At 66.8% G+C, this 24,843-nt stretch carries 23 protein-coding genes and 1 tRNA gene; 12 read left to right on the forward strand and 12 right to left on the reverse strand.

Going from position 1 to position 24,843, the window contains the following annotated elements; all coding sequences use genetic code 11:
• The first annotated feature begins 8 nt into the window (after nucleotides 1-8).
• The 3 genes from NJQ44_RS07870 to NJQ44_RS07880 all read left to right on the forward strand — a co-directional run bounded on the left by NJQ44_RS07870 (nucleotide 9) and on the right by NJQ44_RS07880 (nucleotide 2,769).
• Nucleotides 9-1,196 (forward strand): tRNA sulfurtransferase, encoded by a 1,188-nt coding sequence (locus NJQ44_RS07870; RefSeq protein WP_254274135.1) that lies wholly within the window; start codon nucleotides 9-11, stop codon nucleotides 1,194-1,196.
• A gap of 27 nt (nucleotides 1,197-1,223) precedes the next feature.
• Nucleotides 1,224-1,766 carry a DUF5804 family protein gene (locus NJQ44_RS07875; protein WP_254274136.1) on the forward strand — a complete coding sequence of 181 codons (543 nt, stop codon included), beginning with the start codon at nucleotides 1,224-1,226 and terminating at the stop codon, nucleotides 1,764-1,766.
• Between the two features lie 235 nt (nucleotides 1,767-2,001).
• A complete protein-coding gene (locus NJQ44_RS07880; protein WP_254274137.1) occupies nucleotides 2,002-2,769 on the forward strand; it encodes a helix-turn-helix transcriptional regulator in 768 nt (255 codons plus the stop codon).
• Here NJQ44_RS07880 and NJQ44_RS07885 read toward each other — a convergent pair.
• Nucleotides 2,766-3,689: a PLP-dependent cysteine synthase family protein gene (locus NJQ44_RS07885; RefSeq protein WP_254274138.1), complete on the reverse strand. Its 924-nt coding sequence runs from the start codon at nucleotides 3,687-3,689 to the stop codon at nucleotides 2,766-2,768. The two genes, NJQ44_RS07880 and NJQ44_RS07885, sit on opposite strands and share 4 nt — an antisense overlap.
• A gap of 192 nt (nucleotides 3,690-3,881) precedes the next feature.
• Between NJQ44_RS07885 and NJQ44_RS07890 the strand changes: the two genes are divergently transcribed.
• Nucleotides 3,882-4,277 (forward strand): thioredoxin family protein, encoded by a 396-nt coding sequence (locus NJQ44_RS07890; protein ID WP_254274139.1) that lies wholly within the window; start codon nucleotides 3,882-3,884, stop codon nucleotides 4,275-4,277.
• Here the strand turns inward: NJQ44_RS07890 and NJQ44_RS07895 are convergent.
• Nucleotides 4,274-6,412 carry a thioredoxin domain-containing protein gene (locus NJQ44_RS07895; protein ID WP_254274140.1) on the reverse strand — a complete coding sequence of 713 codons (2,139 nt, stop codon included), beginning with the start codon at nucleotides 6,410-6,412 and terminating at the stop codon, nucleotides 4,274-4,276. The two genes, NJQ44_RS07890 and NJQ44_RS07895, sit on opposite strands and share 4 nt — an antisense overlap.
• Before the next feature lie 94 nt (nucleotides 6,413-6,506).
• Here NJQ44_RS07895 and purD point away from each other — a divergent pair, with 94 nt between their 5' ends.
• The 3 genes from purD to NJQ44_RS07910 all read left to right on the forward strand — a co-directional run bounded on the left by purD (nucleotide 6,507) and on the right by NJQ44_RS07910 (nucleotide 9,955).
• The gene (purD, locus tag NJQ44_RS07900) at nucleotides 6,507-7,802 is read left to right on the forward strand and encodes a phosphoribosylamine--glycine ligase (protein ID WP_254274141.1); all 1,296 of its coding nucleotides are present in this window, start codon (nucleotides 6,507-6,509) and stop codon (nucleotides 7,800-7,802) included.
• A 103-nt stretch (nucleotides 7,803-7,905) separates the two neighbouring features.
• Nucleotides 7,906-9,405 carry a TrkH family potassium uptake protein gene (locus tag NJQ44_RS07905; RefSeq protein WP_254274142.1) on the forward strand — a complete coding sequence of 500 codons (1,500 nt, stop codon included), beginning with the start codon at nucleotides 7,906-7,908 and terminating at the stop codon, nucleotides 9,403-9,405.
• Nucleotides 9,406-9,451: 46 nt separating this feature from the next.
• Nucleotides 9,452-9,955 (forward strand): acyltransferase, encoded by a 504-nt coding sequence (locus NJQ44_RS07910; RefSeq protein ID WP_254274143.1) that lies wholly within the window; start codon nucleotides 9,452-9,454, stop codon nucleotides 9,953-9,955.
• Here the strand turns inward: NJQ44_RS07910 and NJQ44_RS07915 are convergent.
• The 4 genes from NJQ44_RS07915 to NJQ44_RS07930 form a co-directional block, all read right to left on the reverse strand.
• Nucleotides 9,952-10,746, reverse strand: a complete 795-nt coding sequence (locus NJQ44_RS07915; RefSeq protein ID WP_254274144.1) for a mechanosensitive ion channel domain-containing protein — start codon at nucleotides 10,744-10,746, stop codon at nucleotides 9,952-9,954. The genes NJQ44_RS07910 and NJQ44_RS07915 overlap by 4 nt on opposite strands.
• A gap of 2 nt (nucleotides 10,747-10,748) precedes the next feature.
• On the reverse strand, nucleotides 10,749-11,558 hold the full coding sequence (dacZ, locus tag NJQ44_RS07920) for a diadenylate cyclase DacZ (RefSeq protein WP_254274145.1): 810 nt from the start codon (nucleotides 11,556-11,558) through the stop codon (nucleotides 10,749-10,751).
• A gap of 82 nt (nucleotides 11,559-11,640) precedes the next feature.
• On the reverse strand, nucleotides 11,641-12,933 hold the full coding sequence (locus NJQ44_RS07925; RefSeq protein WP_254274146.1) for a cobyrinic acid a,c-diamide synthase: 1,293 nt from the start codon (nucleotides 12,931-12,933) through the stop codon (nucleotides 11,641-11,643).
• Nucleotides 12,930-13,985 carry a nicotinate-nucleotide--dimethylbenzimidazole phosphoribosyltransferase gene (locus NJQ44_RS07930; RefSeq protein WP_254274147.1) on the reverse strand — a complete coding sequence of 352 codons (1,056 nt, stop codon included), beginning with the start codon at nucleotides 13,983-13,985 and terminating at the stop codon, nucleotides 12,930-12,932. Before NJQ44_RS07930 ends, NJQ44_RS07925 begins: the two co-directional genes overlap by 4 nt.
• A 103-nt stretch (nucleotides 13,986-14,088) precedes the next feature.
• On the opposite strand from NJQ44_RS07930, the gene NJQ44_RS07935 reads away from it, so the two are divergent.
• On the forward strand, nucleotides 14,089-14,313 hold the full coding sequence (locus tag NJQ44_RS07935) for a DUF7385 family protein (protein ID WP_254274148.1): 225 nt from the start codon (nucleotides 14,089-14,091) through the stop codon (nucleotides 14,311-14,313).
• A gap of 253 nt (nucleotides 14,314-14,566) precedes the next feature.
• On the opposite strand, the gene NJQ44_RS07940 is transcribed toward NJQ44_RS07935, so the two are convergent.
• A tRNA-Leu gene (locus NJQ44_RS07940) sits at nucleotides 14,567-14,650 on the reverse strand.
• A gap of 86 nt (nucleotides 14,651-14,736) precedes the next feature.
• On the opposite strand from NJQ44_RS07940, the gene NJQ44_RS07945 reads away from it, so the two are divergent.
• Nucleotides 14,737-15,045: a cyclin family protein gene (locus NJQ44_RS07945; RefSeq protein WP_254274149.1), complete on the forward strand. Its 309-nt coding sequence runs from the start codon at nucleotides 14,737-14,739 to the stop codon at nucleotides 15,043-15,045.
• Between the two features lie 90 nt (nucleotides 15,046-15,135).
• On the opposite strand, the gene NJQ44_RS07950 is transcribed toward NJQ44_RS07945, so the two are convergent.
• From NJQ44_RS07950 to NJQ44_RS07970, 5 genes are all read right to left on the reverse strand, one after another.
• On the reverse strand, nucleotides 15,136-15,624 hold the full coding sequence (locus tag NJQ44_RS07950) for a phosphopantetheine adenylyltransferase (protein ID WP_254274150.1): 489 nt from the start codon (nucleotides 15,622-15,624) through the stop codon (nucleotides 15,136-15,138).
• A 99-nt stretch (nucleotides 15,625-15,723) separates the two neighbouring features.
• A complete protein-coding gene (locus tag NJQ44_RS07955) occupies nucleotides 15,724-16,242 on the reverse strand; it encodes a helix-turn-helix domain-containing protein (RefSeq protein ID WP_254274151.1) in 519 nt (172 codons plus the stop codon).
• A 496-nt stretch (nucleotides 16,243-16,738) separates the two neighbouring features.
• Nucleotides 16,739-17,821, reverse strand: coding sequence for a glutamate--cysteine ligase (locus tag NJQ44_RS07960; protein WP_254274152.1), 1,083 nt, complete (start codon nucleotides 17,819-17,821; stop codon nucleotides 16,739-16,741).
• 55 nt (nucleotides 17,822-17,876) lie between these two features.
• On the reverse strand, nucleotides 17,877-18,509 hold the full coding sequence (locus tag NJQ44_RS07965) for a fibrillarin-like rRNA/tRNA 2'-O-methyltransferase (protein WP_254274153.1): 633 nt from the start codon (nucleotides 18,507-18,509) through the stop codon (nucleotides 17,877-17,879).
• The gene (locus NJQ44_RS07970; protein WP_254274154.1) at nucleotides 18,506-19,342 is read right to left on the reverse strand and encodes an NOP5/NOP56 family protein; all 837 of its coding nucleotides are present in this window, start codon (nucleotides 19,340-19,342) and stop codon (nucleotides 18,506-18,508) included. The genes NJQ44_RS07965 and NJQ44_RS07970 overlap by 4 nt, the downstream gene beginning before the upstream one ends.
• Before the next feature lie 167 nt (nucleotides 19,343-19,509).
• Between NJQ44_RS07970 and NJQ44_RS07975 the strand changes: the two genes are divergently transcribed.
• From NJQ44_RS07975 to NJQ44_RS07985, 3 genes are all read left to right on the forward strand, one after another.
• A complete protein-coding gene (locus NJQ44_RS07975; protein ID WP_254274155.1) occupies nucleotides 19,510-19,941 on the forward strand; it encodes an Hsp20/alpha crystallin family protein in 432 nt (143 codons plus the stop codon).
• A 126-nt stretch (nucleotides 19,942-20,067) separates the two neighbouring features.
• Nucleotides 20,068-22,044 carry an AMP-dependent synthetase/ligase gene (locus NJQ44_RS07980; RefSeq protein ID WP_254274156.1) on the forward strand — a complete coding sequence of 659 codons (1,977 nt, stop codon included), beginning with the start codon at nucleotides 20,068-20,070 and terminating at the stop codon, nucleotides 22,042-22,044.
• A gap of 112 nt (nucleotides 22,045-22,156) precedes the next feature.
• Nucleotides 22,157-24,811 (forward strand): PAS domain S-box protein, encoded by a 2,655-nt coding sequence (locus tag NJQ44_RS07985; RefSeq protein WP_254274157.1) that lies wholly within the window; start codon nucleotides 22,157-22,159, stop codon nucleotides 24,809-24,811.
• Nucleotides 24,812-24,843 lie beyond the last annotated feature (32 nt).

Consider the following 24,843-nt stretch of genomic DNA (forward strand, 5'->3'; position numbering starts at 1 on the left):
TTCCCTGTATGCACCCGCCGGATGCCGACGTGGTCCTCGTCCGTCACGGCGATTTGGGCGTCAAGAGCGAGCAAGTCCGCCGCCGGATGGAGGCCCGCCTCGCCGAGAACCTGCGCGCGATGCTTTCCGCTCGCGAGGTCGGGGGTGATGTGGAAGTCCGGCGCAACCGCCTGTTCGTTCACACCGACGCCCCCGAGGCGGCGACGGCGGCCGCGGCGGACACGTTCGGCGTCGTCGCCGCGTCCCCGGCGGTCACCGTCGACCCGACGCTCGACGCTATCGAAGACGCACTCGCGGCCGCAACGGAGGCCAACTTCGACGGTGGGAGTTTCGCCGTGGACGCACGCCGGGCCGGTCCGGCCGACGCCCATCCGTTCGCGAGTACAGACATCGAATCGGACGGCGGGGCGGCGGTGTGGAACGCCGTCGAATCGCTCGGGTACGACCCGGTCGTGGACTTAGAGGACCCGGACTTCACGCTGTACGTCGAGTGCCGCGCGGACGAAGCGTACGTCTTCCTGGAGCGACGCGACGGGCCGGGCGGCCTCCCACTCGGCACGCAACGGCCCGTCGTCGCCCTCGTCAGCGGCGGCATCGACTCGCCGGTGGCCGCGTGGAAACTGATGCGCCGGGGCTGTCCCGTGATTCCGGTGTACGTCGACTTGGGCGACTACGGCGGCCCGGACCACCGGGCGCGGGCGCGAGCGACCGTCGAGAGACTGTCCGACTACGCGCCCGGCGAGGAGATGGCGTTCCACGTCGTCGACGCGGGCGACGTGGTCGCCGACCTCGCCGACGCGATGAGCGAGTTGCGGATGCTCTCGCTCCGCCGGTTCATGCTCGCCGCGGCCGAGGCAGTCGCCGAGGACGAGAACGCCGTGGGCATCGTCACCGGCGAAGCCATCGGGCAGAAGTCCAGTCAGACCGCCGCCAACGTCGCGGTGACCGACGCGGCGGCGACCCTACCCGTTCACCGGCCGAACCTGACGCTCGATAAAGCCGAGATTACCGAAGCGGCGCGGGCCATCGGCACGTTCCAGGACTCGACGGTCGACACCGGGTGTAACCGCGTCGCGCCGGAACTCCCCGAGACGAACGCATCACTGGAGACGCTCCGCGCCGCGGAACCCGGTGACCTCTTCGAGCGTGCCCGGGCCTGCGCCGCCGAGCGGTCGGTCGTCCCTACCGAAAGGTAAATCTCCGGCGCGAGACAGGAACCAGCTATGACGCAGGTGTGTCTCGTCGGGAGCGAGGACGTGAACCTCCAGTACGAACTGCTCTCGCGCGAGACGGCCCGGAACGCGCTCGCGACGTACGACCTGCGCGAACCGTTCGAGAACGCGCTGCAACTGGAGACGGTCAGTCTCGGCGCGGCGGTGGCGTTGCTCAACGACTTGAACTGGTACCTCGTTCGCTTCGTCGACGCGGCGCTCGTCCAAGAGCCGTCAATTCACGTGACAGAGTGGCTCTCACGTGAGTTGGCCTCGGCCGTCCGCGACGACGAAATCGCGCCCGACGAGACGGAGCGGTTCCTCAAAGTGTACGGCATCGTCGACGGGGCGGGCGACACGGGTGCGGACCGCGACGACAGCGACGCGGAAGCAGACGACGACGACGCGCCCGCCGACCCCGCGCAGGACCGCCCACCACGCCTCGTCGAACCGATGCTGGTGACGCGAACGGGCGAGACGATACCGGAGTACGACCTCCGAGATATCGAGGACACGCTGGTGGTACGGGTGACCGAGTCGGAGTTCGGCGCGTAGACGAAAGGCATGGCGGGTGTCCTCTGTCAGAGGCTTGGTCAGTACGACCTGGTGGACACCCTGGTGGGACTGTCGCCGTCGGGGAACGGCACGCCCACACAGATATTCTTGGCCGCTACATATATATGCCAAAGGGATGGGAAAATTCCCACGCGGTGAACAAGCCCCGGACGGCGTGGCTTCGAGAGTCGAGTAATCAGAAGATGCTTTGTGGTTGCTGGTCGCGTCCCACTACATGACCACTGTGCCGGACACTGCGGATATCGTCGCCAGACGGCGTGCCATCCTCACGGCGCTCTCCTCGCCGAAGACGAAACCGGAACTCGTCGAGGACGTGGACGCCTCGCGCTCGACGGTCGACCGGGCCATCGAGACGCTGACCGACGCGGCCCTCGTCGAGCGGACGGGGAGCAGATACCGAACGACGTACGCTGGTCGGGAATCGCTTCGGGCCTACGAGCGGTTTCTCGACCGTCTCGACGCGCTTCAGGCGGCCCAACCGGTGTTGCAGGACCTCTCACTGGAGGCCGAAATTCCGCCCGAGGCGCTGGAGGGCGCGGAAGTCGTCGAAGCCACGATGGCGGCACCGCACGCTCCCATCGAGAGGGCGACGACGCTCGGCGACGGCGCGACGCGACTGTACGGGACCGGTCCGGCTGTCCTCCCCAAGTACATCGCCGAGATATCCGAACTCCTCGAAGACGGTGACGAGACGGAACTCGTCTTGAGTAAAGCCGTCGTCGAGGCCTTCCGCGAGAGCTATCCCGACGCCTTCGAGCAGTTCGCCGGGTCGGACAACATCGAGATACACGTCACCGAGCAGGCCCTCCCGTGCCTCATCTGGATAGCGGTCAAGCCCGAGGAGACGGTCAGCGGAATCATCGTCCACACCGAGAATGGAGTCCGCGGCGCAATCCACAACGATACGGACGCGATGAACGAGTGGACTCGTGAGCAGTACCGACAGTTCAAAGCCGATGCACGACCGCTCGACGGCGCTTAGTCGAACATCCCGGTCGACATGTAGCGCTCGCCGCTGTCCCAGTAGACGGTGACGACGAGGGGGTCCTCCACGCCCGCCGCCAGTAGTTCTTCGGCCACCTCACGCGCGGCGAGGTTCGACGCGCCCGACGATTGGCCGACGAAGATGCCCTCCTCGCGCGCGAGGCGGCGACACTCGTCCTCGGCGTCGTCGAGGGTGACCGTCTTCACGTCGTCCAAGAGGTCCACGTCGAGGTTGTCGCTGACGAACCCCGGTCCCATCCCCTGGAAACTGTCCTCGCCTTCGCCCGGTTCCGTGCCCGAGAGGACGGCGTTGGCCGCCGGTTCGACGGCGACGATGTCCACCTCGGGGAACGCCTCGCGCAGGCGGCGGCCCGTCCCGGTGATGGTCCCGCCCGTGCCGACACCGGCAACGAGGGCGTCGACGGTCCGGTCGCCGACCTGGTCGAGAATCTCGGCGCCCGTCGTCTCGTAGTGGGCCTGCGGGTTCGCCGGGTTCTCGAACTGGCGCAACTGGACGTAGCCGTCGCGGTCGGTGAGTTCGTCAGCGCGGTCTTTCGCCGCCGAGATGTCGCCCTCTACGAGTTCGATGTCGGCGCCGTAGGCCCGCATTATCTGCCTTCGCTCGGGCGATTTCGAGGACGGCATCACCAGCACCACGTCGTACCCCTTCGCGGCCCCGACCATCGCCATCCCGATGCCGGTGTTCCCGCTCGTCGGTTCCACGAGCGTATCGCCGGGTTCGATGACGCCGTCTGCCTCGGCGCGTTCGATCATGAACCTCGCCGGGCGGTCCTTCGCGGACCCGCCGGGGTTGAACGACTCGACTTTCGCGGCGACGGTCGCGCCCGCCGGAGCGCGGACCGACACCAGCGGCGACCCGATGGCCTCGACGATGGAATCGTGTAGGGTCTCGTGCATTGAAGGCCGCTACGCCACCCCGCGTTAAACCCCTAGTGGACCCGCCGAATGCTGTGGGGAGTCGCCGTTCCCGGCAGAATTTACTGCTGGTTCGACGGTAGCACGCGGTCAGAGAGCGGCATTCGGCGGTGAAGCCGGGTATTTCGGCCGTCGGCCGGGAGATTCAAGCCGTTCGCCCGGTTACGGGGTGCTATGAGCGAAAGCGACACGCTGGACACGATGGAACCGAACCCCGTCTGGGTGAAAGACGCCTACGCCGACACCGTGGACGTTCTCGCGCGCCACGCCGCCGAACTGGAGTACCACATCTGGGGGGGCGACTGGTGTAAGGACTGCCGGGCGCAACTCCCGGACTTCGGCGCGGCCCTCGACGCGGCGGAAGTCCCCGCCGCGAAGATTCATCACTACCCCGTTGAGAAGGAAGACGACGGGTCGAAGACCGGTCCGAAGGTCGACGAGTACGGCATCGAGTACATCCCGACCGTCGTCGTCGAACACGAGGGCGAGGAAATCGCCCGGTTCGTCGAGGAGGAACCGGTCCCCATCGCCGTATATCTCGCCGACGAAATCGAGACGGCGCTGAACTAGTTCTCTCCCCAGTCTACCGCCGCCCCGAGGTCGTGTTTCGGTGGCGAACACGCGAAGTTCCGACACGCGTAGACGGTGGGTTCCCCGTCGACGGCGTCGCGACCGGCCCAGATTGGCGGCGCGTCGGCCAGTCCGAGGGCGTCGAGCCACGAGTCGAACGTCGCGTCGTCGTCGGGGCGCCACGCGAGCAGTCGCCGCGGAACGTACCGCTCGGCCAGCGTCTCGGTCCACTCGGCGGGCGGCGTCTCGGGGTCACAGACGAGCGTCAGTTCCAGCGCCCCCTGTTCGTACGAATCGGCCGCGAGCGTCAGCGAGGCGTGTTGCAGCGGATTCGAGGAGACGCGGTCGGCGTGAGTACGAATGGCCTTCTCGGCCACGTCGCCAAACCGGTCGTCCTCGCGGAAGTGCGAGAGGCCCAGTAGCAACTGTGCGGCGACGCCCGTACTCGACGGCGTCGACTGGTCGGTGAGTTCCTGCGGGCGGGCGACCAGCGACTCGCCGCCGGTGGGCGTGAAGTAGAGCGTCTCCGCCGCCTCGTCCCAGAACGCCTCGGTGATGGCCTCGGCGAGGTCCATCGCGAAGTCGAGATGGGCCACGTCGCCCGTCGCCCCGAAGAGGTCCAGCGCCCCGCGTGCGAGGAAGGCGTAGTCCTCCAGATAGCCGTCTATGGCCACGTCGCCGCCCTTGTATCGCCGTTTCAGCCGTCCCGTCTCCGCGTCCCAGAGGTGGTCGCGGACGAATCCGAGCGCGTCGGCGGCCACGTCGGCGTACGAGTCGTCGAGGACGACTGCGCCCTCTGCGAGTGTCGAAATCATCAGGCCGTTCCACCCCGCCAGGACCTTCTCGTCGCGGGCCGGACGGGGCCGTTCCTCGCGGGACTCGAACGTCTCGTTCAGGGCCTGTCGGAGCTTTTCGGTGATTTCGCCCTCGCTCAGGTCGTACTCGTCGGCGAGCACGGGGACCGGTTTGCGAACCGCGAGGACGTTCGCGCCCTCGAAGTTCCCCTTCTCCGTGACGCCGTAGTAGTCACAGAAGATGTCTGCGGCCGTCTCGTCCGAGACGGCGTCGCGGACCTGTTCGGGCGTCCAGACGTAGAACGCGCCTTCTTCGGTGTCGCCGTCGGGGTCCTCGGGCGGCCTGCTCACCGCGTCCAGCGTGCTGAAGAACCCGCCGTCTTCGTGCTGGAGTTCCCGCTGGACGAACGCGAACGTCTCGCGGACGACGGCGGCGTAGCGCTCGTTGCCGAGGACCTGATACCCGGCGAGGAACGCCCTCGGAATCTCGGCGTTGTCGTACAGCATCTTCTCGAAGTGGGGGACGCTCCACTGGGAGTTCACCGAGTAGCGGTGGAACCCGCCGCCGACGTGGTCGTACAGGCCCCGGTCGGCCATCGCGTTCAGCGTCTCCTCGACGACGGTCAGGTAGTCCTCCTGCCCGCCGTCAGAGTGTGCCCGTAGGAGCGCGTGAATCCGCCCGGTCTGGGGGAACTTCGGGCCGCCCGACCCCCACCCGCCGTTGTTCCGGTCGGCCCCGCGGTGGGCGATGGTCGCCGCCGTCTGAATCAGGTTCTCGTCGGGGTCGTTCGGTTGGCCCGGCGTCGCCTCCAAGTCGCTTTCGATGGCGTCGGTCCACTGCTGGGCGCGGGTCTCCATCTCCGCGCGCTGTTCGGGGTCGGCCCACGAGTTCGCGAGCCGCTGGAGCAGGTCGTGAAAGCCGGGTTGGCCCCGCTTCTCCTCGGGCGGGAAGTACGTCCCGACGTAGAACGGCTTGCCGTCCGGCGTCAGCCACGCCGATAGCGGCCACCCGCCGCCGCCTGTCACCTGCTGGCAGATGCTCATGTACACCGAGTCGAGGTCCGGGCGCTCCTCCCGGTCCACCTTGACGGGGACGAAGTGCTCGTTCAGCGTCGCCGCTATCTCCTCGTCGGCGAAGCTCTCCTCCTCCATGACGTGACACCAGTGGCAGGCGGCGTAGCCGATAGAGAGGAAGATGGGTACGTCCCGCTCCTTCGCGGCTTCCAGCGCCTGTTCGTCCCACGGTTGCCAGTTCACCGGGTTGTCGGCGTGCTGGCGGAGGTACGGGCTCTCCTCCTCGTCGAGGCGGTTCCGTCGCGTCGGGTCCGCGCTGTCGCTCATGCCCGACTCTCGGTGGGCCGCGGGGAAAAGGGGTGTGACCCGGTGGAACGCTCGAAGAGCAATACTTACAGTCACGCCCATCCGGCGTTCCGATATGACAGAGACAGTGCTGCTGGTGGGCGGGGGCGGGCGAGAACACGCCGTAGCTCGGTCGCTCGCCGACTCGGACGCCGAGTTGTACGCCTGCGCGGGCAACAAGAACCCGGGCATCGTCGAACTGGCCGAAGGGTTCGAGACGCTGGACACGACCAATCCGCAGGCCGTGACGACCTACGCCCGCGATATCGACGCGACGCTGGCCGTCGTCGGTCCCGAAGCCCCGCTGGCGGCGGGCGTCGCGGACGCGCTCGACGACGCAGGCGTCTACGCCTTCGGTCCGCAGGAGGCGGAGGCCCGCATCGAGACGGACAAGGCGTTTCAGCGCCGCTTCATGCGCGAACACGACATCCCCGGGTGTCCGGACTTCGAGACGTTCGAGGACATGGAGGCCGCCTGCGAGTACATCGACGAGTACGACGGCGACCTCGCGGTCAAGCCCGCGGGCCTCACCGGCGGGAAGGGCGTCCGCGTCATCGGCGACCAGTGTACCCCCGAGGAAGCCAAGGAGTACCTCCGGGACTCCGACTACGACCGCGTCGTCTTAGAAGAGCGCCTCGTCGGCGAGGAGTTCACCGTGCAGGCGTTCGTCGCCAACGGCCAACTGCGCGTCACGCCCGCCGTGCAGGACCACAAGCGCGCCTACGAGGGCGACGAGGGCCCGAACACCGGCGGTATGGGCAGTTACACCGACGCCGGTCTCGAACTCCCCTTCATGGACGAGGGGGACTACGAGGACGCAGTCGACGTCCTCCGGGCCACCGTCGACGCTCTCGACGGGTACAAGGGCGTCCTCTACGGCCAGTTCATGCTGACCGAGACGGGGCCGCGCGTCGTCGAGTTCAACGCCCGCTTCGGCGACCCCGAGGCGATGAACACGCTTCCCGTGCTCAACACGGACTTCCTCGACGTGCTGACCGCCGCCCGGGACGACGAGGACATCCCGCAACTGTCCTTCCAACCGAAGGCGACCGTCTGTAAGTACGCCGTCCCCGACGGCTACCCGACGGACCCCGAATCCGGCGCGAAGGTCACCATCGACGAGGACAACGCCGGCGAGGCGATTCTCTACTACGCCAGCGTCGACCAGCGCGAGGACGGCATCTACACGACCACTTCCCGGTCGTACGCCGTCGTCGGCGTCGCCGATACCATCGCCGAAGCCGAGGAAATCGCCGAGGGCGCGCTCGAACGCGCCGGAACCGAGGGCCTCCGCGTCCGCCACGATATCGGCAAGGCCGACCTCGTCCAGCAGCGAATCGACCACATGAACGAGATTCGCGGCGACGACTGAATCAGGTTCGCACTAGGGCCCGATCGGACAGTGGTTTCAATACGCCACCGCCTGTTTCTCCCGTACACGTGGCGTCGGTCTATCGAAGCAGAGGTGTCGTGACGTGGCGCTGACGACGGTCGACGTGCGGTCGGCGCTGAACGTCCTGGGGTCGATTCTCCAGTGGTTAGCGGTGCCGCTGTCGGTCCCCGTGGCCGTCGCTCTCGTCTACGGCGAGTCCCCGACGCCCTACCTCCTCGCTATCGCCGTCAGTGTCGCCGTCGGGACGGGCCTGGCGCAGTTCGAGCGCCGCCGCATCCACGACCGCGAGGCGTTCCTGACCGTCTCGCTGGCGTGGCTCTCCATCGCCGTCGTCGGCGCGATACCGCTGTACGTCGAGGGAAGCGGTGTGTTCGCCAGCCCGGTCAACGCGCTGTTCGAGGGGATGAGCGGCATCACGACGACCGGTGCGACGGTCATCCGAGATTTCGACGCTCACTCCCAAGCCCTCCTGATGTGGCGACAAGTGCTCCAGTGGTTGGGCGGCCTCGGGGTGCTCTTGCTGGCGACGGCCGTCCTCTCGCGCCTCTCGGTCGCCGGGGCGCAGTTGATGGAGACCGAGACGCGGACGAAAGACGTGACGAAACTCACGCCGGGCATCGCACAGACGGCGAAGATTCTGGTCGCGCTCTACCTCGCGCTGACCACCGGGGCGGCCGTAATTCTCTTCGCATTGCACCTGCTCGGACTCGCGCCGGCGATGACGGCCTTCGACGCCATCGCGCACGCCTTTACCGCTATCGCCACTGCGGGATTCTCGCCGCGAGCGGAGAGCATCGGGGCGTTTTCGCCAGCGGTCCAGTGGGCCGTCACGGGGTTCATGATAGTCGGCGCGACGAACTTCATCCTGCTGTACGCGCTCGTTCGCGGCGAGACGGACAGGCTCCGGAGCAGCGAGGAACTCCAGTTCTATCTGGGAATCCTCGCCACCGGCACGCTGTTGATAACCGGCCTGTTGGTCGTCGACCCCGGATTCACCGGCGGCACCGAACAGACGGCACGTCACGCCGCCTTCCAGGTCGCCTCCATCGTCACGACGACCGGATTCGCGTCGACCGATTTCAACCTCTGGTCGGCCGCCGCCAAGAACGTCCTGTTCGTCGGGATGTTCATCGGCGGGATGGCCGGAAGCACGACGTGTTCGATAAAGACGCTCCGGTGGCTCATCGTCACCAAGTCTTTCTGGCGGGACTTGAACGTCGCCGCTCACCCGAAGAGCGTCCGTGCGGTGCGCCTCGGTGACGAGGTCATCGGCGAGGAGACGATTCGAGACGTGTACGCCTACACGCTGGTCGCGCTCCTCTTTTTCATCGTCGGGACCGTCCTGCTGGTCGCCGACGGTGAGCGGACGGGCGCGACCATCACGGAGTTCGAGGCGCTCAGCGCGGCGGCGTCGATGTTCTTCAACATCGGTCCGGCGTTCGGGCAGGCGGGACCGTACGGGACCTACGACGGGTTCGCACGCTCCAGCAAACTCCTGATGGTCCTGCTGATGTGGGTCGGGCGCATCGAAATTATCCCGGTGCTCGTCCTGCTGACGCCGACGTTCTGGCGGCGGACGTGAGTCTGGTCCGCGTGGATTCATTACCACCGGGCCGCAATCGGCGTGCGTGACCGGCCCACGCCACGACGACTTAGACCGCCATCCGACGCCCGGCCCCCGCAACTCGCTGTTCTCGTGGCCCGCGGCGAAACACCCGCTGCGCGTGATGGTGAACTACGCCGTCATCCTCGTCTGTCGTATCTCGCCGAGTCTCCGCCTCAAGAACTGGCTGTTGCGCCGACTCGGCGTGACCGTCGGCACCGGCGTCGCGTGGGGATTGGAGTCGACGCCGGACGTGTTCTGGCCCGAACTGATCACGGTTCGGGACGACGCCATCGTCGGCTACGACGCCACCCTGCTCTGTCACGAGTTCTTACAGGACGAGTACCGGACCGGCGAGGTTGTCGTCGGCGAACGGGCGATGATAGGGGCGGGCGCTATCGTCTTGCCGGGCGTTGAAATCGGCGCGGACGCGCAGGTGGCCGCCAACTCGCTCGTCACCGAGGACGTGCCCCCCGAAACGACCGTCGCGGGCGTTCCGGCCACACCGGTCGAATCCGGGGGCCGCTAACTCCGGACGCGGACGATACCGTTTCGGACGACCTGCTGGTTCGGGATGATGTGCTCTTTCTCGCCGCTCTCGACGTGCGTGACGAACATATCGACCTCTTGGACGATACCCTGCTGGTCGCCGATGATGACCTCGTCGCCGATGCTGTACGGTTCGGTCAACAGGAGGTACAGGCCCGCCGCGCTCGCGGCCAGCAGGTCTTTCAGGGCGAGTCCGGCGAGGAAGACGACGCCGAAGGCGTACGCCGCGAGCAGGATGAGCAGGGCGAGGGTGTCGACGCTCAACTGTCCCAGCGCGATGAGGACGGCGAGGTAGAAGATGCTGTACTTGACGATTTCGGGGAGGAGTGTCGCCTCCGGAAGCTTGACGCTCCGGAGACGCTCTGAGATGACCAGTTTCGCCTTATCGCCAGCGATGAGGCCGATGATGATGGCGAAGACGGCGATAAAGAGGTCGGGGAGGAACGCGGTAAAGCGGGTCCAGTAGGCCTCCGGATTCACCAGTTGCGCGATGTTCAGCGCGACGGTGATGGCGACGATGTAGACGAACAGCGCCGCGAGGTTCGAGACGATACCGACCGTCGACGTGCCGAGGCTCCGCGCCGTCCGTTCGAACGGCGTCCCCTCTACCGTCTCGGGGACGCCGAGTTCGCGCATGAACTCCCGCGACGCCCGCCAGACCAGAAAGCCGACGAGGACGCCCAGTCCGAGCACCAGCAGCGAGATGACGAACGTCCCTTCCGGTGAGAACAACGTCCTGATGGCGTTGGGCCAGTCGAATCCGCCCTGCATCGTCAGTACTCCTCGGGGTCGATTTCGAGGACGAGTTCCCCGCCTTTGAACGCCCGAACCAGTCCGTCGCTCTCCGAGAGGACGATAGCCGTCGCGTTCGTGTCACGGGTGATGGCCCCACCGGCCATGTGTCGGGCACCGAGTCCCTTCGGGATGTCGACCCCCTCCGCCGACGGTTCGAGGTACCGGTACGCCGAGACGATTTTCCCGGCGTCGGAGATGACGAACGCGCCGTCGAGTCGCGAGAACTCCTTCAGCATCACGTTCACGATTGGGTCGCCGACGTGGACGTGAGACTTCTCGAAGGGGTTGTACGAGAGCGGTCGGGACTTGTTCATCACTTTCCCGGCGTCGCCGACGACGAAGAGCGCGCCGACCGGTTTCCCCTTCTGTCCCTTTTTCCCGAGTTCGATAGCCACCTCGAAGACGTCCCGGACGACGCCGGGTTCCGCCCGGGAGTTTACGAACAGGTCGTAGACGCCCGACGGCGAGAAGTCGCTCGTCTCGATGCGCGAGACGGAGTTCGTCGTCCCGCCCATGAACCCGCTCACGCAGACGACTTCGTCGCCCTCCTCGGTGTAGCCCTGTTCAAGTGCGCCCTCGATGCCGAACCGCACCCGTCCTTCCAAGTCGGTGAAGTCGAGGGGGAGTTCGACGAACGACTCGGCCTCGACGTTGTTCTCGGGGCCGACCACCACTACCGGGTCGTCGGCCTCTTCGAACTGTTCGAACTCACTCGCGCTCGGCGAGAACAGGAATACGGCGTCGGCGTCTGCGACCACGGCCTCGAAGAGGTCGCGCAACTCGTTCATTGCCTGTACCATGACGGGACGTAGGAAAAAAGTTTATGAGCGGTCAGACGCCCGTCTGCCGGTTGGTTGGACGACTCGACTGTCACTCCGAGAGTAGGCCGTCGAACGCGCCGCTCGCCCCGTGGGCGTGGCAGTACGTGCCGACGGTCCGGTACTCCGTCAGACCGTCGTGCTCGCCGTCGATGCCCTCCCCCCGAACCGTCTCGAAGGCGAACCGCGCGTCGCTACCGACCGTCGCCGAGGAGTAGTGAAACTCGTGGCCCCGCCGCCGCGTCCCCGCGTCCGCTATCGGCGTCGTCCGCGTCGCCGTCAGTTCGACGTGGTCGAGCGCCTGATACCGGTCGCGCATCTCGACTGTCGCCGGAAGGACGCCTGCCATCGAGAACGTCGCGCCCTCGGCCGTCGTCAGGGACTCCGCGAGCGCCATCAGGCCGCCGCACTCGCCGTACGTTGGGCGGCCGTCGGCGGCCAGTGAGGCGAGTTCGTCGAGGGTTCCGGAATCCGCGAGACGCTCAGCGTGGAGTTCCGGGTACCCGCCGGGCAGATACACGGCGTCGGCCTCCGGAACCGAATCTCCCGCCAGCGGCGAGAACGGGCGCACTGTGCCGCCCTCACGGAGTCGCTCGACCGTACTGGGATAGGTGAAACAGAAGGCCGCGTCGTCGGCGACTGCCACCGTCGTTGCCGTCGCGGGTGGTTCGCTCGGCCCCGCTTCCGGTGGCGTGCGGGCCACCTCCACGACGCCCTCGGCGTCGATTGGTTCGGCGGCCGATGCGAGTGCGCTCTCGTCGACTGGCGCTTCCGCGCCCATCAGCAGACCGAGGTGACGCTCCGGAATCTCCAACTCCTCCGTCGGTGGGACCCTGCCCAGATACCGGAGGCCGTCCGGCAGCGAGTCGCGGATGCCGTCCTCGTGACGGCCGCCGTGGGCCTGTTGGGCCAGGACACCCACCACGTCGATGTCTCGCCCGACTTCCGCGGCGTACTGTTGGAACCCCAGCGCCGTCGCGCCGACGCTCTCCATCCCCGCGCTCGCGTCGACCACGAGGACGACCGGGAGGGCCAGTGCTTCGGCCACGCTGGCCGTCGAGGCGGCAGACCCGTCGTACAGCCCCATCATCCCCTCAACGACGCACACGTCGCCGTCGCCGCGCCAGTACGTCCGCCGCAGTCCGTTCTCGCCAGTCAGCCACGGGTCCAGCGACCGAGACGGCTTGCCCGCGACCGCCTCGTGATGGCTCGGGTCGATGAAGTCCGGTCCGGCCTTCGCCGGTTGCGGGTCGTAGCCCGCCGACTCCAGCGCCGTGAGCGTCGCCAGCGTCGCCACCGTCTTCCCGACGCCCGAGGCCGTCCCACCGAGGACGACGCCCTTCACGGCCGGTCACGCGCCGATGCGTCGGTGCTGTCTGTTGCCACCTGCTCGCCCAGCAGACGGTCGTACACTGCCGCGAAGCGAGCGCGAACGTCGGCCATCGGTATCCCCGCCCTGTCGGCCAGCGCGAGGGCACCACCCATCCCCGCGCCTTCCTTGGCTTCACCGGCCACGAAGCGCTCCATCCCGACGTGGTCGCTCTGTTCGAACCCGGGGTCGGTCACGGTCACGTCGAGGTCCAAGGCGGCCGCGCTCTCCCGGAACGTGGCCGTCTCGTCGTCGGCGACGTAGGCCGTCGTCGCCACGCCCAGTCGCCCCTCGTAGCCAGCGTGGCGGACCAGCGCGGCGGCGGCAATCTGCTGGGTCCCGCCCGCCAGCGTCACGGGCGTATCTGATTCGACGGCCCCCACCGTCATGCCCGCCAGCGTCGCCAACACCGGGTCGCCCATCCGCCGGACCGCCCGCTTCGGGTCTCCGGCCGCGTCGCCCGGTTCGAGCGAACTGGCCGCCAACCCCTCGTCGACGACGCGCTCTTTCTGCCCCGTCGGGTTCGACGGCAGCGACGAGGAGACCATCGCGTCCTCGCCGAGGGCGCGCAAGACGCCCAGCGCCGTCGTCGTTCCACCGGGAATCGTCTCCGCCAGCCACACCTCGTCGGCCGGGAGCGCGCGCCCGAACTGCCGGGCCGCCTCGAACGCGCCGTGGGCCGTCGGGACGGGGTCCTGTTCGGCGATGTCGCGGCCGACGCCCGCGCCCACCGACACCGTCGGCGCACCCGTCGGGTCCGCGAGGCCGCCGTCGACGACCACCGTCTCGAACCCGAGCAGTTCCCTGACCGCGCGGGTCACCAGCGCAGGGGTCGGACACCCTGTCGGACTCACCGGCACCGCGTCGGCCCGAACCGGCCGCCCGTACGTAATCACCTCCGCGTCGGCCCCGGGCGTCTGATTCATCAACTCTGGGTCCGCGCCCGCCGCGCTGATACCGTCTCTCCGCGCCGTCTCCGTCGTCCCCCCGACGAGGACGACTCGCGTTCCGTCGGGCGACTGTTCCATACAGAGTTGCACTACTGCAAGCCCACTTTATCCCATCGGTGCGTTGCGGCGACACCGGGACGCTGGGCGCATGATTTAAGCGATACGACCTGCGACTCGGTGTATGGAGGACTTCGACGAACTCGTCTCGTCGCTGACGCCACGCGAGGACAACGAGGCCATCAAGTCGTACCAGAACACCACCGCCGTCGCCTGTCCGGCCTGCGAAAAGCCGTTCGACGACATGGTCGTCTGCAAGGAGACGTTCACCTCGCTCAATCTCGACTTCGAGATGGACCTCTGTACGACCATCCACGACGACAGCGTCGTGCTGTTTACGCACAAGTAGAGCCGCGTTTTTCCGAGGCACGGGACCGGATTTGAACCGAGCGGAGACGGTCGGCCTCGCGTCGGTCGGCCGCTGCGACTCCTCGGGTTCAGAATCCGCTCGTTTCGATTGCTGCTGCTCGCGGGTTTGCTCGCAGCAGCAATGCGCGGGACCGGATTTGAACCGGAGCAAGAAATGCTCGCTCACATTCGTTCGCTGCGCCTTACTTGCAGGGTTCAAGTCGGTCCTGCTCTTCGCTCACTTCGTTCGCTCATGCGCGGGACCGGATTTGAACCGGCGGACCCCTACGGGATAGCGTCCTAAGCGCTACGCCTTTTCCTGGCTCGGCAACCCGCGCGCACTCCTCCGTTTCCACGAAATCGTCATGAACCCTTCGCTTGCGGGCGACGAAGCTTTAGGTAGGTCGGGGAACAACCGCCGTGCATGTATCGGGCCAGCGACCGGGTCGAACAGGAGACGTGGCTTGCGGAAATCGAGGCGGCCGCCGAGACGCTGGACCTCGGGACACAGGCCCGGTCGCACGCCGTCGACCTCTTTCTCTCGACACTCCCCGACGAGGACCGGTCGAAGCGCGCGTCGATGGCGGCGAGCGTTTACGTCGGCGCACTCGTCGCGGGCGAAGAGCGCTCGCAGACCGCCGTCGCCGACGCGACAGACGTGTCTCGGCTGACGATTCAGCAGCGGTGGAAAGACCTCTTAGAGAGCGTCGGTCTGGAAGCGCCGAACTGGTGACTACGAGGTCTGGAAGCGCCGAACTGGTGACTACGAGGTCTGGAAGCGCCGAACTGGTGACTACGAGGTCTGGAAGCGCCGAACTGGTGACTACGAGGGCTGGCCGCGCCCTTCTCGCTCGGGCGTGAGGTTCCCGTGTTCGTCGATTTCGCCGTTGACGATACGCGTCGAGGAGATGATGTCGCCGTCGTCGGCGTAGACGTGCGGGACGACGACAATCTCCAGTTCGTCGTGGCCGCGGTCGCGCCGGATTTCGTTGATGCGTTTGCCGCCGGTTTCCGTCTCGGGCGAGACGACGAGGGCGTCGAACTGCGCCTCCGTGGCGATGCCGGTCGGTTCGGAGAGTTCGCGTATCTCCCAGGACTGGTCGTACTGCGCGCCGAGGCGTTCCAGTTCGTCGGCGAGGGCCGCCCGGCGGTCGGCGTAGGGTTGGACGTACCGGTTGTCCTGGCGGGTCTTCGGCGCGAGGTCGTCACTGGTGAGTCCGACAGTTACATCGCCGAGTTCGAACGCGCGCTCGAACAGCGCGCGGTGCCCGTCGTGGATGGGGTCGAACGTACCCCCCAGCGCGACCTTCATATCCCGGGCAACGGTGTGGTCTGATTTAGTGGTGTCGTCTTTCACAACCTTCGAGGACGCCTCACACGGTCCGTCCGGAACCGAGAGACGGCGGCCGATTCACTCCTCTTCGTCGTCGCTCTCGTCGTCGTCGGCGTCTTCGACGGATATCGTGACCGGTTCGCCGCCGTCGTCGCCCGACGGGGTGTAGTCGTTGCCGCCGAGGTGGTCGTCGAGGTTGAAGACGGTGTTCAGTTCGGCCTGCACGTCGCCGACGATGTTGTTGACGAGTTCGCTGGGCGGAATCGCGCTGTACTCGTATGGGTTGTTGCCCGCGCCGTCGCTCTCGCGTTTCTTGCGCGTGACTTTCCCTTCGTCGTGGAGCGCCGCGAGGGCTTCGCGTACGGTACTCGGGTAGAGGCCGGTCGCCTCCGAAATCTCGTCGCTGGTGCTGTCGGGGTGTTGGCGGAGGCTGACGTAGATGCGCGCACGCGTCTCCGTGTCGAGGACCCACGCGAGCAAGTCGACGATGCCCTCGTCGAACTGTTCGACCGCGCGGTCGGCTTCCTGTTCGAGGCGCTCCCGAACGTCTCCGTTCTCGTCGAGGTCGTCGTCGTAGTGGTCGTCGTCGGAAGACATGCGTTGTCTCTGTGAGGACGAAAGCGATTGCCGGATAAAAACCTTGGCTCGATGTCTCGTTTTGCGCGGACTCGACTCGGGTCGCCGACCCGTCGGTGTACCCCGCCGAGGCTCTCACTATCTCGCAAACACCGACGATATCGGTCAGTTTCGCTTTTCGTTCCTGTCGTTTCAGGTCGCCTGAATATAAAGTGGGTGAAAATCGGGGTTCCAATATCGGTTCTGAGAGCGACCGAGGGGTATTTTATCGTCGTCGTCACAAGAAACAGTCGTCGCACGGCATGGCTAATTAACCGTTATAATCGGTTGATGGAAGGTGCGTTTTCGTCGGGAACGAACCCGCGAAACGCGGTGCTGTGGGACTGCAGACTGCCTGACTGGCAAAAGGTGTGGAGACGGTGTGGGGGCATCGTCAAATAGTGGTGGCAACCGAAGCATTTCGCCCGAAACCGGCGACGGGTCGGCCGCCGACGGTTTCTTCGCTTTCTTCGGGCCTTCAGTACTGCAACAATAGCGACTCACACAGTGAGCGGACGCCCTCGTCGGCCCGAATACGTCGCTGTTTCGCGGCCCCGCTCTCCGCGTCGACGAGCGTTCTGAGGCCGTCGATACCCAAGCGGTCGCACTCCCGTTCGGCGATGTCGGTCACTGCGGCAGTCCCGCTCCCGTCGCGGGTCAGCAGTTCGGCAGACTGTCCGTGGCGTATCGCGCGCCACTTGTTCTCGTCTAAGAGTTCGCGGCGCATCGCCGCCCCCGATTCGCCGTCCTCGTAGCGGGCCGCGTAGTCCTCGACGAGGGCGCGGACGTACTCGACGAAGGCGAGGACGCGGTCCGGGTCGGCCTGTCCGTCGGGGGCGCGCACCTCGACGGTGCCGTGGCCCGAGTGGGGCCGCACGTCGAACCAGAGTTCGCCCCGGTCGTCGATGCTCCCGCTCTCGACCATCCGCGTCTCGTAGGCCTCGAAGGCGGCGTAGTCCTCGAACGCCGTGGGAATCCCGGTGTTCGGCAGCGCCTCGAAAATCTTCGCGCGAGCGGACTGGAGGCCCGTGTCGAAGCCGTTCCAGTACGGGGAGTTCGCCGACAGCGCGAGCATCAGCGGCACGTGCCAGCGGAGTTCGTTGGCGATCCAGACCGCCGCGTCCGGGTCGTCGACGCCCACGTGGACGTGCAGGCCCGCCGTCGTGTTGCGGTGCTGTGGGTACTGGATGCGGTCGAGTTGCGCCCGATAGCGCGGCTTCTCGGCGTGTTCGAGTTCGCGCCACTTCGCCAGCGGGTGCAGGCCCGCGGCGGCGATGCCGAACCCGTTTCGGTCGGCGTGGTCGGCGAGCGCTTCCCGCACCGCGAGCAACTGCTCGCGGGCGTCGGTCGGGTCCTCGATGAGCGGCGTCTGCGTCTCGATGACGCACTTGAACAGTTCGTGGTCGAGTCGTCCCGCCAGCAGTTCGGGCGGGTCGGACTCGTAGACGAGTTCGTCCGTTCCCGAAGTGGGCCGACCGTACTCGTCTACGACGTAGAACTCCTCTTCGATGCCCAACGTTCCCATCCGGGTGAAGTTCTCGGGAGACCCCGTCTCGTCCATCGACCGAAACATCGCAAGGGACCCGCTAAAGCCTTCCGTCACCCGACGACGGCGGTCACTCGGACAGCGGGCGGGCCACCACCGCGAGGTGGTCGTCGTGGTACGGCGTGAGGCGTTCGGTCGCCAGAATCTCGTAGCCCTCTTCGATGTCCGCGAGAACGTCGTCGAACACGTCGACCGGGTCCGCGGTCACGTCCTCGCTGCGTGCCTTGATTGCCGCCAGCAAGCGCCCGTCGTCGCCGAGGAACCGCCGATTGAGCGTCGCCACGCGCCCCTGTCCTCTGGTCGCCACGTCTTGTACGAGCACGTCGACCGGTTCGACGACGTGGGCGTACGTCTCCGGTTTGCGGGCGTCCTTGAGCAACGGAAAGAGGTTCGCCCGTCGTTCGGCGACCCCGAGCAGGTCCCGCGTCGGCCGCGGCGCGAACTCCACGGCGTACGTCGGGCCGCCGAAGTCGGCGACGTGGCTCACCGTCGTCCCGGCGGCCGCGCCGAGGTACAGCGTCGTCTGCCCGGCGCTGAGGCCGGTTTCCATCCCGAGTTCGAGCATCGCGCCGAGTTTCGAGCGATGGGGGTCCCAGCGCCGCCACTCGCCGTCTGTTCGCTCGCCGTACTCGGGATGGCCCCTCGTGGCGATACTGGTGGTCCCGCCGAAGTCGTGGCGTTCGACGCCGTCGGGGAGGGTCATTCCTCGTCACCTCCGCGCGAGCGGATGCGCTCGATGCGCTCGTCGAGTTCCCGCTGGAGTTCTGGCCGTCGGTCGCCGCTGTAGTGGTCGACGCGGGCCGCGATAGAGAGTTTCCCGGCGAGCGCTCGCGCGGCGGATCCGCGCTCTTCCCGGCGGGTCCCGTTGACGTATTCGTGAGTGAAGATGATGCCGTGCTTCGGTGACGGCGCGCCGCCGCTGAGGTGCGCGAACAGCGCGTCTTCTGCACCGAGGACCTGTACGGTGCCGCTGGGCTGTTTTGCGAGCGATTCGAGGCTCCCGGCCAGCGAGATGAGACGCGCCGCCAGCACCGGCCCGGCCAGCATCGAGAGGTTCGGGGCGGCCGCGGGGGCCGTCCGCTCGATGTAGGCCCGCAGGTCCTCGGCTTCGTCGGCCAGCGCGGCGGTCCGGTCGGCGAGCGAGCGGAGCGCTTCGTCGCCCTCGTCCGTCGTCTCGCGCGCGCTCAGTTCGCGGGCGTACGCGACGCCGGTCCCGCTCTCGCCGTATCGGCTTCCGGCCCACTCGGCGACGCGTTCGGCCAGTTCGTTGGCCGTCCGCTCGCAGTCGGCCATCGCCCGGACGGCGTGGACGAGTTGCTGGTCGTCGGCCGTCTCTCGCTCGTGGACGGCGGCCGCCGTCGCCGCCGTCGCGGCCGCGTGCAGTCGGTCGTAGTAATCGGCTTCGTCCGCGGCGAACCCGGACGCGACGGCCTCGGTCGGCCAATCGCCCGGTGCGTCGGCCCGCCCCGTCCTGATTCGGTCGGCGGCGGCCGCCTCGTCGTCGGGGTCTAGCCCCGCGAACCACCCGTCTGTCATGGCCGAGGGTGCGTCCCCGACGCGAAAAAGCCCCGCGGTTGGTGCGTCCGGGATTCCACCTCTCTGGAATTGTGCCGAAAACAAGGGTTTCGGGCCTCCTACTGGACGATGTGCTATCACGTGTGCATACGTCTTTATATATTCACGAGATGTATTAGGTAGTGAATATGAACGACCGACGATACCCCTTCGACAGCATGGAACGATTCTTCGACCAGATGCGACGCGACATGTTCAGCAACCGGAGCGACAGCAGCGGGCACGGCTGGCGTGACGCCGAGTTCGGTGGAGAAAGCGGCTGGGACGCCGGAATATCCATCGAGGAGACGGACGACGGCTTCGTCGTCCTCGCGGACCTCCCGGGGTTCGAGCGCGACGAACTCTCGCTCCGACTCCACGACGACCGACTCCACCTCCGTGGTGAACACGAGGTCGGCGACGGCGCGAGTTACCGCCGCCGCACCGTCAGCGAGACGATAGACCTTCCGGCGCACGTGGACCCCGAGCACGCGGACGCGACGTACCGCAACGGCGTCCTCGAAATCCGGTTCACCGTTGAGGACGAAGAAGACGCTGGCTCGGACATCGACATCCAGTGAGCACGGGCGCTTCTTCCAACCGGATGCGAATCGGACAGTAGGTTGTTGTCGGCGCGGAAACTTTTGAAAACGGTTCTATCGTGAACTTCCCTTATATATTTGGCGACGCCTGCTTAACGGGATGACATGGCAGGGACACCGAGTTGGCGGACTGCGGAGGCCTCGTACTCCGACGAGGTGATTAGCGACGATACACTGGGGGAACTGTTCGCCGCGAGCGCGGAGCGAAACGCCGAGTCAGTGGCACAACTGTACAAGGGTGGGGTGTACGACCGCTCACTGAGCGACGACGTGCTCCCGTCGGCGCCGCCGGGCGAGTACGCGTCCATCACCTACGAGCGGATGCACCACCTCGTGAAGCGCCTCGCCGCCGGATTCCGGTCGCTGGGCGTCGAATCCGATACCCGCGTCGGCCTCTTTTCGAGCACGCGGATGGAGTGGGCGCTCTCTGACTTCGCGCTCCTCTCGGCGGGCGGCGTCGTCACGACGGTGTACACCGAATCGTCGCCCAAACAGGTCCAGTATCTGCTCTCCGACCCGGGAGCCGAGGCCGTCGTCGTCGAGAACGAGGAACTGCTTCGGCGGGTTCTGGAGGTCGAAGACGACCTCTCGCTTTCGTTCATCGTCGTCGTGGACGACTGCGACGTGGACCGACCGAACGTCTACTCGCTCAACGAGGTGTACGAGCGCGGCGTCGAGACGTTCGACGAGGACGCCTATCGCTCGTGGCTCGCCGAGCGCGACGCCGAGGACCTCGCCAGCCTCATCTACACGTCGGGGACGACCGGCCAACCGAAGGGCGTTCAGTTGACCCATCGGAACTTCCGGTCGAACGTCAATCAGACGCGAAAGCGCCTCGCACCGCGTCCCGACAAACATCCCGACTTACCGACCGTCGACGCCGAGACCACCTCTATCGCCTTCCTTCCGCTGGCGCACGTCTTCGAACGACTCGCGGGCCACTTCTTCATGTACGGTTCCGGCGCGGCCGTCGGTTACGTCGAGAACCCCGACACGCTGGCAGACGACATCCAGAAGATTCGGCCGAACACCGGCGCGAGCGTTCCGCGAGTCTACGAGCGCATCTTCGGCACGATGCGCGAACAGGCCAGCGACTCCGGCGTGAAAAAACGCATCTTCGGGTGGGCCGTCGATGTCGCCCGCGAGTACGCCCGCGCCGACGACCCGGGACCGGTGCTGGAACTAAAACACGGCCTCGCCGACCGTCTGGTGTACTCCACGGTGAAAGAGAAACTCGGCGGGAACATCGAGTTCATGGTCAGCGGGGGCGGGAGCCTCTCGAAGACGCTCTGTGAGACGTTCCTCGGGATGGGGCTGACCATCGTCGAGGGGTACGGCCTCACCGAAACGTCGCCGGTCATCACCACCAATCCACCGGAGGACGTTCGGCCCGGCACGCTCGGGGTCCCCGTCGCGGACGTAGACGTGCGAATCGATACCTCCGTCGTGGACGCCAGCGAGTTCGAGGACGTAGAGGGGCCGGTCGGCGAACTACTGGTGGACGGGCCGAACGTCACGTCCGGCTACTGGGAGGAACCGGGGGCGACCGAGCGGGCGTTCTCCGAGAGGGACGGGACGCGGTGGTTCCACACCGGCGACATCGTCGAGCAAACAGACGACGACTTCCTCGTCTACCACGACCGACTGAAGGAACTGCTCGTCCTCTCGACGGGCAAGAACGTCGCGCCCCAACCCATCGAAGACCACTTTTCGACGAGCGACCGGGTCGAGCAGATAATGGTCGTCGGCGACGACCAGAAGTTCGTCGGGGCGCTCATCGTCCCCAACTTCGAGGAGGTGGCGCGGTTGGCGGCCGCCGAGGGCGTCGACTTACCCGACGACGACTACGCGCGGTGTGCGGACGAACGCGTTCGCGCGTGGATACAGGAGGCCGTCGACGAGGCGAACGCCGAACTGGAGAAGATAGAGCGCATCAAGCGGTTCGAACTCGTCCCGAAGGAGTGGACCGCAGAGAACGACCTGTTGACCCCGTCGATGAAGAAAAAGCGGCGCAACATCCGGACGGAGTTCGACCAGAAACTGCGTGACATCTACGGCGACGACTACAACCCCAAAAACTGAGCCATCGCCCAGGAACGGCCGGACTCTCAGCCCCGCCATATTCGGCGTTTTTCCTCGGGTTCCTAACGTGTGAGCCACTGCGTTGAAGTGTCCGCTGGGTGAATCAGGTGTAATGCCTGCGGGTGCTATCCACGTTCTTCACGTCGATGATGACCCTGACATCACCGACCTCTCCGCCGCGATGTTGGAGCGGGAGGCTGATTTTCGGGTCACCACGGCGACGGACCCGGAGGACGGGCTGACGCGATTCGACGCCGCCACGTTCGACTGCGTCGTCAGCGACTACGACATGCCCGGTATCGACGGGTTGGAACTGTACGACCGCCTCGCTCCGTCGTTCGACCACGTCGACTTCCCGTTCATCCTGTTCACCGGCCGCGGAAGCGAGTCGGTGGCCGCCGAGGCGCTGAACGCCGGTGTGACCGGTTACCTCCAGAAGGGCGGGGCCGAACAGTACGACTTGCTCGCCAACCGGATTCGAAACGCCACGGCGAACTATCGCGCACAGGTGAAGGCCGAGCGGTACGAGACGGTGCTGGAAGCGCTGGATTACCCGGTGTACGTCGTCGACGAACGGGGCACGTTCCGGTACGTCAACGAACCGTTCGCGCGGGTGACCGGCTACGACATCGCCGACATCGTCGGCCGACCGACATCGTTCGTCAAACCCGACGAGACGGTCCGGCGGGCCGAGGCCGAACTCGGGCAACTGCTCTCGTCGACGGGACCGACGACGAGTCGATTCGAGGCGACCATCGAGACGGCCGACGGCGACCACGTCGCCTGCTGCGACCACATGGGCGTCCTCCCCTACGAGGGGGAGTCGTTTCGGGGGTCGGTAGGCATCCTCCGCGTGCTGGACGACGGGTCACCGGTCGAGGCCGACGGCGGCGGCGAGACGCTACACTCGCCCCACGCCAGCGAACCCCTGGCGGCCGAAGCGTTGCTTCATACGGTGTCTGACCCGGTGTACGTCGTCGACGACGACGGCGAATTCGTCTTCGTCAACGACCGCCTGTGCGCGTTCGTCGGCGCGGACCCCGCCGACATCGTCGGGACTAGCGCGTTCGACATCACCGCGCCGGAAGACCACGAGACGACGCGCGCGGCCCTCGACCGACTCGCCGCGGACGGCGTCGAGGAAGTTTCCTTCGAGAAGGAGATGATAGTCGACGGCGAGCGAACGCCGGTCGAGGGGACGCTCAGAGTGCTGTCCGAGTCGCCGCCCCGATACGTCGGTATCGTCAGCGACAGCAGCGACCGACGGCGCGCCACCGATCGCTACCGCGCGCTGTTCGACAACCTCCCCGACCCGACCGTCGTCCTCGCGTTCGACGACGGCGTGCCGCGTATTCGACGAGCGAACGACGCCTTTGAGACGGTGTTCGGCTACGACCCGGAGGCCATCGTCGGCGAGTCCGTCAACGACTTGCTCGTGCCGCCGGGTCGTGCCGAGGGGGCCGCGAACATCGACGAGGCGATGCGCCAGGGCGAGTACGTGAACCGAGAGGTCCGACGGGAGACGGTCGACGGCGAGACGCGGGACTTCCTGTTCCGGAACGTCCCGATTACGCACGACAACGGCGACGTGCTGGCGTACGGCGTCTATACGGACATCACAGAGCGCATCGCTTACGAGGAGAGCCTGACGGCGCTCCACGAGACCGCTCGCCGTCTCATGGCGGCCGCGTCGGTCGACGAGTTGCTCGAAATCGGGTTGGAATCGGCGGCAGACGGCCTCGGTCACGAGATAAGCGCCATCTACCGCTACGACGAGGTGGTCGGCGGCCTCGCCCCGGCGGCGGCGACCGACGAGGCCCGCGAGGTACTGGCGGACCTGCCGACGGTCGAACCGGGGAACAGCATCGTCTGGCGGGCGTACGAGTCGGGGGCGCCGACCCGTACCGGCGACGTTCGCGAGGACGCGGACGTGCGACATCCGGAGACTCCCATTCGCTCTGCGATGGTCCTGCCGCTGGGCGACCAGGGCGTGTTCGTCGCCTGGTCGACGGCCGTCGACGAGTTCGACGAGACGGACCTCTCGCTGGGGCGGGTGCTGACCGCCACCGTCCAGTCGGCGCTCCAGCAGGTCGAACGCGAGGAGACGCTCCGCGAGCGCGAACAGTCGCTCGCGCGGCAGAACGAGCGCTTAGACGAGTTCGCCTCTATCGTCTCCCACGACCTCCGGACGCCGCTCGACCTCGCGGGCGTCCACCTCGAACTCGCCCTCGAAGAGCTAGCGACCGACGACGAGGACGTCCTCGAACACTTCGACCGGGTCGAGGCGGCCCACGACCGGATGTCGACGCTCATCAGCGACGTGCTCACGTGGGCGCGCGAAGGGGCGGCCGTCGACTCCCCCCGCCCGGTGTCGGTCGCGGACCTCGCCACGGGGTGCTGGCGGGACCTCCAGACCGAGGACGCGGACCTCGTCGTCTCGACGGAGCGGACCGTGGAAGGCGACCCCGACCGACTGCGGCGCGTCTTCGAGAACCTCTTTGCGAACGCGGTGGCGTACGCAGGCGAGCGCCCGACAGTGGAGGTCGGTGATACCGAGGACGGCGGCGTGTTCGTCGCCGACGACGGCCCGGGGATACCCGAAGACGCCCGCGGGAGCGTCTTCGATTCGGGGCTGACCCTCTCGGAGGACGGCAACGGCTTCGGTCTGGCTATCGTCGAGCAAATCGTCCACGCGCACGGCTGGCAGATTTGCGCGACCGAGAGCGGGTCGGGCGGCGCTCGCTTCGAGATAACCGGGCTGAACTGACCTTCGCCGGACTGAAACGACTCGACCCGCTA

Source organism: Haloarcula marina (assembly GCF_024218775.1).
GTDB classification, from domain to species: domain Archaea; phylum Halobacteriota; class Halobacteria; order Halobacteriales; family Haloarculaceae; genus Haloarcula; species Haloarcula marina.